Here is a 13,629-nt window from a genome sequence, read left to right as displayed (position 1 = left end):
AAGACAACACCATATGGCAATAGTAATCATCCGGCAAGACGGTAAATCTGAAGAATGGAAAAGTGCTATCCTAGAGTTAGCACCTGATACAGAAGTGTATGTACATGGAGATGATTTCCCAAAGGAAGAGGTAAGTATGGCCTTGGTGTGGAAACATCCGGAGAACAGCTTAAATCAATACCCTGGGCTAAAACTGGTTAGCTCTATGGGTGCGGGGGTCGATTTTATCCTGGAAGATCCCGGCTTGCCCGGGCAGGTGGCGATAAGCAGGGTGGTAGATCCCTTATTGGCGGAAGATATGTCTGAATTTGTTTTGGCCCTGGTCTTAGGTCATATAAAGAATCTGAACACTTATCACGGGGACCATCGTCGAAGATGGTGGCAACCTATTGCGTATACCCGGATTAAGGATACACGGGTGGGTATTTTGGGATTAGGGCAGTTGGGAGCTAAGGTCGCCATAGACCTCAAGGGTGCGGGATTCCAGGTCAGTGGCTGGTCCAGGTCTTCTAAAGATATTCCCGGGATAACGACTTATGCCGGGCAGGAGGAGCTAACCGATTTCCTGAATGATACGACTGTTTTAGTTTGCCTGCTTCCGCTGACACCGGAAACCGAGGGAATACTCGATGAAAAGTTTTTTGAGAAGGTTGAGGAAGGTACCTACCTGATCAATGTCGCCAGGGGAGGGCACCTTGTAGAAAACGACCTGCTTATGGCCATAGAAAATGGAAAGATTTCCGGTGCCTCCCTGGATGTATTTCAGCAGGAACCCCTGGGGGTAAATCACCCATTCTGGGAACACGACAATATCCTCATAACTCCTCATGTTGCCAGTGTTTCGGACATGGATTCCGTCGCATCATTGCTGCTTGAGAATTACCGCAGGCTTACTGATGGTGATGCTTTACGCTTCGAGGTTTCCCGTAGCCGGGGGTATTAAAGCACCAGTTTTCACACTCATAATTTCTTTTAAGCTTAAAAAACTGCTAGTTTTGCAAAATTGATGTTCCCGTATTCAAAGGGCAACAGACCTCAAACTTAAATCCAAATCTCGATTTGAACCTGCAGACCCGAAACAAAGAAAAAACACTTTACGATTACCAGGCAGACGACCTGAATGCCATATTTGATTACCTGGACGAAGCCCCGGATAACGTCAATTTGTTATACCAGCTTCCCACGGGCGGTGGTAAGACGGTAGTATTCTCGGAAATTGCCAGGAGGTTTATTCAGAAAACCGGTAAGAAAGTCGTTGTGCTCACCCATAGGATTGAATTGAGTTCGCAGACCTCGAAGATGCTGAAGGGATTTTCGGTCAAGAACAAAGTGATTAACAGCGAGGTAAAAGAGCTGGGAGCGGACGATGACCACATGTGTTATGTGGCCATGGTTGAAACCCTTAACAATCGACTGCAGGACGGGATGATCACCCTGAATAATGTAGGGATGGTCATCATCGATGAAGCGCATTACAATTCGTTCCGTAAACTTTTTAAATATTTTGAGAAATCGATCATCCTCGGGGTAACCGCCACCCCACTCAGTTCCAACATTAAGCTCCCGATGAAGGACAATTACAAGAAATTGATCGTAGGGGAATCTATAGAATCCCTAATTTCAAAGAATTTCCTCGCCAAGGCCAATATGTACAATTACGATGTTAGCCTTAAGTCGCTGAAACTAGGAGTTAGCGGGGATTATACCGTGAAATCATCGGACGAACTGTATGGGAACCAGAATATGTTGGGGAAATTGTTGGGCGCGTACGAAGAGATTGCAAAGGGAACCAAGACCCTGATTTTTAATAACGGGATAAGTACTTCTCGTTATGTCTACGAGATCTTTAAGAAAGCCGGGTATAATATCAGGCATCTTGATAATAAGAATACGGCCTCGGAGCGAAAAGAGATCCTGGAATGGTTTGCGGAGACTCCCGATGCCATCCTGACCTCCGTCAGTATTCTAACCACCGGTTTTGATGAACCAACGGTAGAAACCATTATCCTGAACCGGGCTACACGGAGTCTTACCCTATACTTCCAGATGATTGGACGGGGATCTCGAGTGCTCCCGAATAAAAAGGAGTTCACAGTAGTAGACCTCGGAAATAATGTGGCGAGGTTTGGCCGTTGGGATGCCCCGATTGATTGGCAGGAAATTTTCCACTTCCCTGATTTCTTCCTCGAGAACATTAAGAATGACGAGGATATAGAGCGGGAGTTTGTATATGAAATGCCCCAGGAACTCAGGGAGAAATTCTCAAAGTCGGACTCCATCGAATTTGATGTCAAAGAGGAATATAAAAAGGTGTTTGCCCAGGGTCTTAAGTCCAAAACGGTTCTTGAGAGATCTATAGAACAACATGCACAGATCTGTGTGGAAAACAGTAGTGATGTCTTTGATGCCCGCTTATTGGCTAAAGAATTAAAGGAGGAGATCTCGTACCGGGTAAGACAATACTCTTATTGCATCATGAATAATACCAAGAGCTACAAAGAATGGCTGGAGGAAGATTATGAGCGTAAACTCCGATTGAGTATTTCACAGAAATTCGCGGCCCGGATGTAGTTTCGAACCAGGTTCAGAAATAGCGCTGCAATTTATTGTCATGAAAAAACTCCTGATCATTGGATATAACTGGCCGGAACCTGCTACTACGGCTGCAGGTGTACGCATGATGCAATTATTGCGGTGTTTCCGGGAAGCCGGCTACCAACAGACCTTTGCCTCTACCGCTGCTGCCTCTTCCTATACTGCAGATCTCAAAGCCGAAGGTATACAGACCAGGACCATCCGGATAAACGATTCTTCTTTTGATGCTTTTGTCAAAGAACTGCAACCCGATGTTGTACTATTTGACCGCTTCCATACCGAAGAACAATTTGGTTGGCGCGTAGAGGCTAATGCGCCGGATGCGCTACGCGTGCTGGATACCGAAGATTTGCATTCGCTCCGCAATGCCAGGAAAGAAGCTTTAACGAAAGACCGGGATTTCTCTTTAGATGCCTGGTTACAACAAGACCTGACCTACAGGGAACTGGCAAGCATCTGGCGATCAGATCTGAGCTTGGTGATTTCCTCTTATGAGTATTCATTACTGAAGGATCAGGTAAAAATTGATTCCTCACTGCTAGTCCTGGTCCCATTTATGACAAGTACTGTGAATACGATAACCACTGATTTTAACAAACGCAAAGATTTTATATGTATCGGGAATGGCAAGCACCATCCCAATATGGACGCCGTGCAGTATCTCTACAAAAAGATCTGGCCGGGTTTAAAAAAACTCATTCCCGATGCCTGCATTCGGGTCTATGGCGCTTACCTACCAAAAGCCATTCAACAGCTGCACCAACCTGCAAAAGGTTTCCTGGTAGAAGGCTGGGTAGAAGATGCAAAAAAGGCAATGGAAAATGCCAGGGTGCAATTGGCACCGTTACAGTACGGCGCCGGGATCAAAGGCAAGCTCTTGCTGTCTATGCAAGTAGGCACCCCAAGTGTTACTACGAGTATCGGGGCCGAAGGGATGCACGATGGTTTACCCTGGAACGGTTGTATTGCGGATGAACCGGAAGACTTTATACGATCTGCCGCTGATTTGTATACTGATAAAACCCTTTGGATAAACAGTGTGGAAGCGGGGAAGACCATTTTAGATGCAAAATATAATCGTGACCTGTGGGAACCCAAGCTAATAAGCACACTATCAGAAATACATCGCTCCTTAAGAGCTCACCGGGCTAAAAACTTGTTTGGCAGTATTTTACGTCATCATTCGATGGCTGCTACCAAATATATGAGCAAATGGATAGAAGCCAAGAACAATAATCAGGCCGGGAAACAGGGATAACTTTTTTTAAAAGTACCTTATCTTTAGCCTTTATAAATTAAATCAACATGGAGACAGCTAACTGGGTAACCGTTCGGGAGTACCAGGATATCACTTATAAGAAATGTGACGGAGTGGCACGGATTGCTTTTAATCGGCCAGAGGTCAGGAATGCGTTCCGCCCACAGACTACCAAGGAATTATATGATGCTTTTTACGATGCACAGGAAGACACGAGCATCGGGGTGGTATTGTTGTCGGCAGAAGGTCCTTCGCCCAAAGATGGAGTGTATTCGTTCTGCAGCGGGGGAGACCAGAAGGCCCGCGGACATAAAGGATACGTGGGTACAGATGGGTATCACCGGCTGAATATCCTGGAAGTACAGCGACTTATCCGCTTTATGCCGAAAGTCGTTATCGCTGTTGTCCCAGGATGGGCAGTAGGAGGGGGGCACAGTCTGCACGTGGTATGCGATCTTACATTGGCAAGTGAAGAACACGCGATATTTAAACAAACGGATGCTGACGTGACCAGTTTTGATGGGGGTTACGGTTCTGCTTACCTGGCAAAAATGGTCGGGCAGAAAAAAGCCCGCGAAATCTTTTTCCTGGGTCGTAACTACAGTGCAAAAGATGCTTATGAGATGGGAATGGTCAATGCCGTGATTCCGCATGCTGAACTTGAGGATACGGCCTATCAATGGGCCAGGGAGATCCTGGAGAAATCTCCTACCTCTATCAAAATGCTGAAGTTTGCCATGAACCTTACGGATGATGGGATGGTTGGGCAACAGGTATTTGCCGGTGAAGCCACCAGGTTGGCATATATGACGGAAGAAGCTAAAGAGGGCAGGGACGCATTCCTGGAAAAACGCAAGCCGAATTTCGGTAAAGACAATTGGATTCCGTGATCGGAATCTAACCTATAAAGTTTTTCTGCCCTTAATCTTCCTGAGAAGGATATTCTTGGTTCTCCAGACAAACTGATAAGCCACAGGGAGAGGATCCTTAACGATGTATGGTAGTGGGGAGTGATTCCATAAATATCCAGGTCTGAAAATAACCCTATAATCTTTGCCAATACTCGCAAAGATACCTTTGAGATTTACGAAATCCTTCGCCATATAGGTGTTTTCAGTGATGGGCTTTCCGAGCACAGCCTGGCAGTAAACGAGGGGAAAGTTTACCCCTGCAACCAGGGATCCAAGGAGCGTATTCCAGTAGCGTGGATTGATCTCCAGGATTTTATATTCCCGGCTATTATTATCGTAGAAAAGATCCACGTTCGCCACACCGGTCCATTTCAAGGATTTCATGAGTTTTCTAACGGATTGTATTACCGCCTCATCCTGTACCATCGTCAGCCCGATCTGAGGTGAGAAAGGAGTTTTGTTGTATAAGAACCCCCTCTGAATGGTAAATGCAAGGATCTCGCCCTCTTTACAGATCACGTTGCAACCCAGGTCGTGGCCGTCTAATTGCTCCTGTAATAATACCGGTGTTTGAACAGTGCCACTTTCCAACTTCTCCAGGAGTTCATTTTTGTTATTTACAGGCACAATACCTTCTCCACCTCCCGATACCAGGAAAGGTTTAGCTAACAGGGGATAATTTAAATGACACTCTTGAAGCGAGTTGTCATTTTTGTCCTGTAGCAGATAAGAACGGGGAACCGGTAATTGGTGTTGTTGTAAATGTTGGGCAAGCTTCGATTTATCGTTAGCAATATCAAATTCCGTAGTTGATGCGGCAAGAAGTGTCTTTTCACGAAATCTTAGCTGCTGCTTATTCTCGACCAGCTTTCGGATACCTTCTTCAAAAATGGGCATCAGGACATCAATATGGTGTTCCTGCATCCGCTGGTTGATCAGGGCTATCCATGCAGCTGTGTCGTCTGAAAGTTCATGGTATTCATAATGATATATATACCGCGAGAAACGCATGGGAGTGTAACGTTTAGCGGAAAGCACATATATCCTCGCGCCTTTTATCCGCGAAAGACAGTGAAGTACAGTACGGAGATAAAAACTCTCGCCATCGGGGATCAGGACAGATATGGAACCGAGTTCGTCTTTCATTCGTTAATCAGTACAATGGAAAAAAGGTAAATAACTTCTTATTAAAATCAAAAAGAGCCCTGTTCTTACGTCCAGGACTCTTTTACGAGAACACTATATGAAAATGAAAAAATTAACTCCGTTTTTTATTACATGGTAAACATACAACCACATAGGCCTGTCTCAAACTTATTGTTGTCAACTGCTGAAAACTTGTGGTGAAAGTATGTTCCCCTGATATCTTTTATGGTCTAGAAAGCCTGGAGGAGTGATTTTAAAAAGCCATCAGCATCAAATTCGGGCGATTCTGCCAATCCTGTTCGGACTATGACGAGCTCTTTTGACGGAATAATATAGACATGCTGCCCCTGGTAACCATTGGCGGAGTAAAGATCTGAAGGAGCATTGGGATAGACTTTCCCCTGGTTAAGCCAGAAGTGTCCGCCATATTGCCCTGCTGAATCTTCTACCGGGCTAGTCACAAAATCAACCCAGGAAGGATTGAATAAGCGCTCCCCGTTCCACTCGCCCCGGTGCAGGTAGAGCAGCCCAAACTTTCCCCAATCGCGGGTATTAGCCCAAGCATAGGAAGATCCGACAAAATTGCCCTCCCAGTCAGTTTCTATGAGCATACTGTGCATCCCTATTTTGTCTATAAGCGCTGAATAGGGGAAATCCAGGTACTCTTGTTCTGTATTAAAATAATTCTTTAATATACCTGACAAGAGGTTAGAAGTTCCAGAAGAGTAATTCCACTGTGTCCCGGGAATGGCCTGCAGTTCTTTTTCGCGTTGCGCACGGCTCATGTCCGCATCAAAAAAGAGCATTTCCGTTACATCAGAGATTTTGGAATAGTCTTCCTCCCATTCCAATCCGCTTTGCATTTGCAGCAAGTTTTTGAGGCTGATCTGGCTGCGTTCATCTCCCTGCCATTCCCTTACCGGTGCTGGGTCCTCTATATGCAGTACTTCCTTTTCCTGTAGGATGCCATAGAGGGTAGCTAATATACTTTTGGTCATTGACCAACCTAGAATCGGGGTGTTTTTATCAAACCCTTCGGCATATCGTTCTGCGATGATCTTGTCTTTATACAGGATAAGCAGGGTTCGAGTACGTTGTGTATCATTTTCACGGAAGGCATGAGCAACGGCTTTTTCTAATTGCCGATAATTGATCTCTGGGAATACAGTATCCTTTGGCTCCAGGCTTCCGAAAGGGTATTCCAGGGTATCCGCCTTTATAGTTCGTTTAGGGGTGAGCCAGTTGTTTTTGGGTTCAAAGTCTTTATTGAACAGTACGCATCCCAACCCGTCGCGGCACAGCGCATATCTTTCTGCCAGTCCAAAAACAGAAGCTTTCGCTTCCCCGCCCTGTTCCACTAATTCAGCATCCGCCCATTCGATCAATGGCACATTGTAGTCCTGGCGAATAATGTCCGCCGGTGTTCTATCGGCCAGGTGTACACCGGATGCCATGTATTTTGCGGCATAACCTGATATTATATTCAGTTTGGGTAATTGAAACAGGACTACCCCTGTTATCAACAACAGGAATACCAAAAGAATCTTTACGCTTAGTTTCATAAGAATTATTGTAACTTTCAAAAGGACAATATACACTTTTGCTATAGCTAAACGAAGTGAAAATTATGAACCTCTATTCCCTCTTAATAACGTGCTTTTAGTGACCAGACCATTGTGGTGTTATAGCTTGTTCTATTATTGTATCAGGCACGGTGTTTCCGGAAATCCGGCCAATTTTAAGAAGTTCGTTTATTTTTTTCTCTCGATATCGATGTTCGGGGCCTTGTCCTGCAAGCCTTCTAAGAAGGAAAGACAGCAGGCCCTCTACCAATCCTATTGTGCCAGTTGTCATCTGGCGCCTGCTATAGAGGATCTTCCCCGTAATACCTGGGCCAAAAGTGTTTTGCCCGATATGGCAGCAAGATTAGGTATAGAGGATGGCGACTACAATCCTTACAGAGGCCTTACATATCGCGAGCAGGAAGAAGTGATTAAAACAGGTATCTACCCGGGGCAGCCACTCATCGCCCGGCAAGATTGGGAATTACTTAAGGAATATATCCTGGAAATGGCTCCGGCAGATATCGGTGAAATAAAAAACAGAACTATTCTCCCGCAGCAAGAACTATTTGAATTAAAGGTTCTTCTCAGTGATAGTATCCAGGGTACATATATAAGCTCGCTGGACTTTGAAGAACAAAATTCCACCCTTTTTACGGGGGATCTGGATGGGCGTTTAAGAAAATTCAATTTTAAAGATTCTACCTGGCAGGATATGGGATCCTTTGAGAAAGGGATAACATCGTATTCCGGAAAAGATTCCCTGGAAATAGTGACCAGCGTTGGTAAGCTTGACCCTTCAGAAATTGCGAGGGGAAATCTATTTAATGCAAATACAGGTGAAAGGATAGCCCTACCGGGCCTGCTGCACAGGCCGGTCCATTCCCTTGCCGTTGATCTAGACCAGGACCAGGTCTGCGAGATCTTAGTGAGCGAATTCGGTAATTTGAGGGGAAGCTTAAGCCTGTTCAAGAAAAACACAGAGGGTACATATGATAAAAAAATATTGATGCACCAGGCCGGTGTAATAAAAACTGCAGTAGAAGATATGAATGCAGACGGTCTCCAGGATATTATTGCCCTGACATCGCAGGGAGATGAAAGCATCACCCTTCTCTCCCAACAGCAAGACGGGGAGTTTATACAGGAAAAACTTATCCGTTACAGCCCGATCTACGGCAGTAGTTGGTTTGAACTCCTGGACTACGATAAAGACGGGGACATGGATATAGTTTCGGTTCATGGTGATAACGCGGATAAAACATACATCCATAAACCCTATCACGGAATGCGGTTATACCTGAACGATGGAGAAAACCGATTTGAAGAAGCTTATTTTTTCCCAATGCATGGCGCCACAAGAGTAAGTGCCCGTGATTTTGACCAGGACGGGGATATAGACTTCGCTTTACTATCCACCTTTCCTGACTATGAAAATGAGATGCTTGAAACTTTTATTTATCTTGAAAATGAGGACAGTGATAATTTCAGCTTCAAGGCCATAGGGCAGTCCATTTCCGATATGGGTCGATGGTTCCTGATGGATACGGGCGATGTGGACCAGGATGGTGATACAGACCTGATCCTCACCGCGTTCACCTACGCGTTTACACCCATTCCGGAGGAACAGCTCAAGGCATGGGACATGTACGGTATCGATATTCTTCTATTGGAGAATCAGACCGTAGATTGAATTTATTTAAGTTATGAAAAGAATATCGTCCTTCTTTTTACTGCTTAGCTGTTTTAGTTGCGCTAAGGGGGAATCCGTACCGGAATACACCTGGAAAACCCTGGAGGTAAGGGCATCGGCTTATAATTCGGTAGAATGGCAGACTGACGAAGATAGTAACCTTGCGGCCTGGGGGGATACTTTAAAACCAACAATGCGTGCCATAGCGGTCTCCCGCGACCTATTGAAAAAGGGCCTGGATCACAATACGCCTGTATTTATTGAAGGATTGGATGGCGTCTTCCTCGTAAAAGATAAGATGCACTATCGATGGAGAAACAAGATCGATATTTATATGGGGAAGGATATCAAGAAAGCAAGGAAATGGGGTGTGCAAAAAGTTTTGATCAGTTACCCGGTAAAAACGGATTCGGCCTTCAGTCCATTGCCAAAATAAAACACTGATTAATTCGTAGATCCAAGTTTTAAACCGGAGCTTGAAAAAAGAATCAGGTACAATATTTTGGACGGGGACAGAAAGTAGTATTTTTAGACCATTCCTAAAAGCAAACTAATGATTAAAAGACTTCTCGCGCTGCAGGCGCTGTTATTTATCTCTTGTGTTTCTGAAGCCCAAACCGTGAATATAACAGACACCTTGTACGCCACATATGATTCTTACCATGAGAACAGTATAGAGAAAAGACGTATCAAGCATAAGGATATACAGCCTCTGATCGATAAGTACAGGAATAAGGAGGGATACCAGGTAAACAAGGTGGGAACCTCTATAGAAGGCCGACCGCTGCATTTAATCAGCCTAGGAGAGGGAGAGACTGATGTATTTTTATGGTCACAGATGCACGGAGATGAACCTACGGCCACACAAGCAATTTTTGACATTCTTAATTTCTTTTCTAGTGACGATTTTAAAGAAGAGAAAAAGGCGATGCTCAACGAATTGAAGATTCATTTCCTTCCCATGCTTAATCCTGATGGGGCAGAGGTGTTTCAACGCAGGAACACTTTGGGAATAGACATCAACCGCGATGCCCTGAGGCTGCAATCGCCTGAGGGAAGAACCCTGAAAAGAGTCCGCGACAGCCTGGAGGCCGACTTTGGGTTTAACCTCCATGACCAAAGCGTGTATTACAACGCCGAAAGAACACCCAAACCGGCTACAATCTCGTACCTGGCACCTGCCTATAATTATGAAAAGGATATTAATGATGTCCGGGGGGATGCCATGAAGGTAATCGTCTTTATGAACGACATCATACAGAAATATGCCCCGGGACAGGTAGGCCGTTACAATGATGATTTTGAGCCCAGGGCCTTTGGGGATAATATTCAGAAGTGGGGTACGAGTACCATACTCATAGAGTCAGGCGGATTTCCCGGTGACCCGGAAAAACAAGAGATCAGGAAACTGAATTACGTATCTATCTTATCTGCGATCTATACTATCGCAACCGGGCAACATAAAGACATTCCCTTATCCTCTTATGAGAAAATACCTGAGAATGACCGCAAATTGTTCGATCTTAAATTAGAAGGGCTTACCTATAACCTATTAGGAAACGAATATGTCCTTGACCTGGGGATACAACGAACTGAAATAGACAATGCCAAGCATACTGATTTTTGGAATAGAAGTACCATTGCGGACCAGGGAGATCTTTCTACCTATTATGGATACCAGGTTATGGATGCCAAGGGTTACCAAGCTGTACCCGGAAAAATATACCCTAAAACATTGGGCAACCTGGAGGCGGTAAAGGGCTTAGACCTGTTGCAAGTCTTAAAAGAGGGATATCTCTATGTTAAGGTAGCTGATCTTAGCAAGTCTGCCAAGTATATCGAGTTGCCGATCAATGTGCTGAGCACATCGTATAAATTACCGGAATTCCGTTTATCGGTAGATCGTAATCCGAACTTTTTATTGCAGAAAAACGGCAACAATGAGTATGCCGTAGTAAATGGATTCCTTATCCCGCTTCAAGGACAGGAAAAGGAGTTCAAATTCAAGAACGCCCTTATTTTACGATAGGGGTTTAAAAAAGCAATACGCCTGGGGAGGCGTATTGCTTAGACCATTTATATAGTGGACTCACCTTCTTTCCCCTGAAGACAAGCGCCAGATATAAAGGTCTATTGGGGCTATATGTAGAAAGGTAGTATATGGGAGAACTACCTTGTTATTATAAAACAACTCAGCTTTGTTTTTCCCTACCGGCAGCACAAAAAAAAGACCCTGGATAGGGTCTTTTAATATTTAAATTGTGCATTTCTTATTCGCATCCACCGGTAAATCCCTTAGCGCTGAATTTGGTCTGAACTGCTCCCTGCCGGTTACCATCCCTGACCTGTATCGCAAGGTTGTTCTCCCCGCTGCCATCCCTTTTGGGGCTGCAGTATTCGAACAGGTAAAAACTACTGGCCTGTTCAGAAACCCGGAAAGAGATGTCGTTAAATGTAGTCTCCAATTCTTCTTTATTCCCGGCAAACACACTGAAGGTTTTACCGATCTGAGATAAGATATCAGCGTCGATCTCTGCTCCCAAACCAATAGAAAAGAAGGATATATTGCGATTAGCCTTTTCAACTTTCTCTATAGCAGCCTTCTCAGTATACCTGGAAGCCTGGTCTGTTCCATCGGTGAAAACCACTACGGATGCCGCAGCAATTACGTCGTTATTACTACTTTCCCTCAGCACATCCTCTGCTATGGTGGTTGATTTAATAACGGCCCCGTAAAGATCGGTAGAGGGGTCTGTACTGATATCCTTGGTAATCCCATCAATAGAAGCGATCAGTTCTGTCTTGGACTGGGTCAGCGGGTTTAATAGGTGTAATTTGTCTTCCCCGTCAAACCAATAAATAGCCATTTTGTAAGATTCTGTTTCCGCTGCGGGCATAACGTTATTGACAAAGCTTATGGAAGCAGACTTCAGTTCATCCAGGCTGCTGCTCAATACGCTATTACTAAGGTCTAGCACTAATAAAGTGTTATTTCTGAATATCTGGGAATTAGGCGATATTCGCGCTTGTGATTCCGAGGTGGAAATGGTGTTAAAACAGTCATCATTACGGCCTTGTTCATAAATGGTGAACTGGTTGGCCTCCAGACCGGGTACCGGGTTTCCATTGCTGTCGGATACTTTAAAAAAGATCGATACTTTACCGGGTAGGGTAGTAAACTGGTCCTGTATAGAAAGTATTAATTCATTTTCTCCAAGACCAAGGCAATCATCAACCGGTTTTCCCTGTCCTAATTCTCCCTGGTTAAATTCAAAATCGACATCATTATCGGCATTCCCGCAGGACACCACCAGGGCTGCAAGGCTGAGAATAGTAAAGATGGAGCGTATAAATTTCATAGACATAAGGTTTATTGTTCTGCGTCCATAACGCATGATTGGCCACAAAAGTATGAAGCACGGAAAATTCTTATGCGATAGATTCAGAATTTATTTTTGTAGTTTTCTTTATCCATTTTTAATCACGCTCCTATGAAAACATTCTTTTCCCTGCTGATTCTCTTCACAACATGCCATATACATGGGCAGCAACCCTCTATTGCTGAACGTTTGGGTTACCCAGAAAAGGCCAGGTTACTGATCATTCACGCCGACGATCTTGGGGTTGCTCATTCAGAGAACAGTGCCAGTATTTCCGGTTTGGAGGACAGCCCGGTTAACTCTGCCAGTATTATGGTGCCTTGCCCCTGGTTCCCGGAGATCGCCGCTTATGCCAGAAAAAATAAACAGGCTGATCTCGGCTTGCACCTGACCCTGAACAGCGAATGGAAATATTATAAATGGGGTCCGGTAAGCTCCAGGGATTCTGTCCGCACACTGGTCAATAACGAAGGATATTTCTACGCCACCGTAGATAGTACGGCAAGGCTGGGAAAACCCGAAGAAGTTGAGCGAGAGCTCAGAAACCAGGTGGATAAAGCATATAGGGCAGGAATAGACGTAACCCATTTGGATGCCCATATGGGAGCGGCATTGAGCACCCCGGAGTTTATAGCTGCATATATGCGGGTAGGTAAAGAGTACCGGCTACCACAATTATTACCAAAAAGTATCCTGCAGTTAGACCATCCCGGCATCAGGGAACTGCTAGATCAAAATACAATTCTCATGGACGGTATCCATACCGTGGTTCCTGAGGATTACCGGAAGGGACCGGAAAAATATTACGATCGCTTATTGAGAGAGCTACCCCCGGGACTGCATTCCCTGCTGATTCACCTGGCCTATGACGACGAAGAGATGCAAGCCATTACCGTAGATCATCCTGATTGGGGCGCAAGCTGGAGGCAGGCCGATTACGATTACTTTACCAGTGAAGCATTTCGAAGTCTGCTACAGGAAGAAGATATCATCCTGGTGACATATCGGGAATTGCGCGATAAGATCAGTAGGGCCGAATAGTTTTAACATTTAACATATTGTTAAAACCCCATTTTAAGTATTC

At 44.8% G+C, this 13,629-nt stretch carries 11 protein-coding genes; 8 read left to right on the top strand and 3 right to left on the bottom strand.

What is annotated here, in order from left to right:
* Positions 1-13 precede the first annotated feature (13 nt).
* The 4 genes from PP178_RS08185 to PP178_RS08170 all read left to right on the top strand — a co-directional run bounded on the left by PP178_RS08185 (position 14) and on the right by PP178_RS08170 (position 4,743).
* Positions 14-943, top strand: coding sequence for a 2-hydroxyacid dehydrogenase (locus PP178_RS08185; RefSeq protein ID WP_272593856.1), 930 nt, complete (start codon positions 14-16; stop codon positions 941-943).
* 116 nt (positions 944-1,059) lie between these two features.
* Entirely contained in the window at positions 1,060-2,571 is a 1,512-nt protein-coding gene (locus PP178_RS08180; RefSeq protein WP_272593855.1) for a DEAD/DEAH box helicase, read from the top strand.
* Between the two features lie 40 nt (positions 2,572-2,611).
* On the top strand, positions 2,612-3,853 hold the full coding sequence (locus tag PP178_RS08175) for a glycosyltransferase (protein WP_272593854.1): 1,242 nt from the start codon (positions 2,612-2,614) through the stop codon (positions 3,851-3,853).
* A 47-nt stretch (positions 3,854-3,900) separates the two neighbouring features.
* Positions 3,901-4,743 carry a 1,4-dihydroxy-2-naphthoyl-CoA synthase gene (locus PP178_RS08170; protein WP_272593853.1) on the top strand — a complete coding sequence of 281 codons (843 nt, stop codon included), beginning with the start codon at positions 3,901-3,903 and terminating at the stop codon, positions 4,741-4,743.
* A 12-nt stretch (positions 4,744-4,755) separates the two neighbouring features.
* On the opposite strand, the gene PP178_RS08165 is transcribed toward PP178_RS08170, so the two are convergent.
* On the bottom strand, positions 4,756-5,910 hold the full coding sequence (locus PP178_RS08165) for a carboxylate--amine ligase (protein WP_272593852.1): 1,155 nt from the start codon (positions 5,908-5,910) through the stop codon (positions 4,756-4,758).
* A 230-nt stretch (positions 5,911-6,140) separates the two neighbouring features.
* Positions 6,141-7,472 (bottom strand): serine hydrolase domain-containing protein, encoded by a 1,332-nt coding sequence (locus PP178_RS08160; RefSeq protein ID WP_272593851.1) that lies wholly within the window; start codon positions 7,470-7,472, stop codon positions 6,141-6,143.
* A gap of 100 nt (positions 7,473-7,572) precedes the next feature.
* On the opposite strand from PP178_RS08160, the gene PP178_RS08155 reads away from it, so the two are divergent.
* The 3 genes from PP178_RS08155 to PP178_RS08145 all read left to right on the top strand — a co-directional run bounded on the left by PP178_RS08155 (position 7,573) and on the right by PP178_RS08145 (position 11,194).
* Positions 7,573-9,165 carry an FG-GAP repeat domain-containing protein gene (locus PP178_RS08155; RefSeq protein ID WP_272593850.1) on the top strand — a complete coding sequence of 531 codons (1,593 nt, stop codon included), beginning with the start codon at positions 7,573-7,575 and terminating at the stop codon, positions 9,163-9,165.
* Positions 9,166-9,178: 13 nt separating this feature from the next.
* Positions 9,179-9,601: a 3D domain-containing protein gene (locus PP178_RS08150; RefSeq protein WP_272593849.1), complete on the top strand. Its 423-nt coding sequence runs from the start codon at positions 9,179-9,181 to the stop codon at positions 9,599-9,601.
* A gap of 117 nt (positions 9,602-9,718) precedes the next feature.
* Positions 9,719-11,194 (top strand): M14 family zinc carboxypeptidase, encoded by a 1,476-nt coding sequence (locus tag PP178_RS08145; RefSeq protein WP_272593848.1) that lies wholly within the window; start codon positions 9,719-9,721, stop codon positions 11,192-11,194.
* A 241-nt stretch (positions 11,195-11,435) separates the two neighbouring features.
* Here PP178_RS08145 and PP178_RS08140 read toward each other — a convergent pair whose 3' ends face one another.
* Positions 11,436-12,524 (bottom strand): vWA domain-containing protein, encoded by a 1,089-nt coding sequence (locus PP178_RS08140; protein ID WP_272593847.1) that lies wholly within the window; start codon positions 12,522-12,524, stop codon positions 11,436-11,438.
* Between the two features lie 132 nt (positions 12,525-12,656).
* On the opposite strand from PP178_RS08140, the gene PP178_RS08135 reads away from it, so the two are divergent.
* Positions 12,657-13,586 (top strand): polysaccharide deacetylase family protein, encoded by a 930-nt coding sequence (locus tag PP178_RS08135; protein ID WP_272593846.1) that lies wholly within the window; start codon positions 12,657-12,659, stop codon positions 13,584-13,586.
* The last annotated feature ends 43 nt before the right edge of the window (positions 13,587-13,629 follow it).

The sequence above is a fragment of the Zeaxanthinibacter sp. PT1 genome (assembly GCF_028464225.1).
Lineage (GTDB): Bacteria > Bacteroidota > Bacteroidia > Flavobacteriales > Flavobacteriaceae > Zeaxanthinibacter.
Note: the sequence above shows the minus strand (reverse complement) of the source record. Positions and strands in the feature narration are given on the sequence as shown.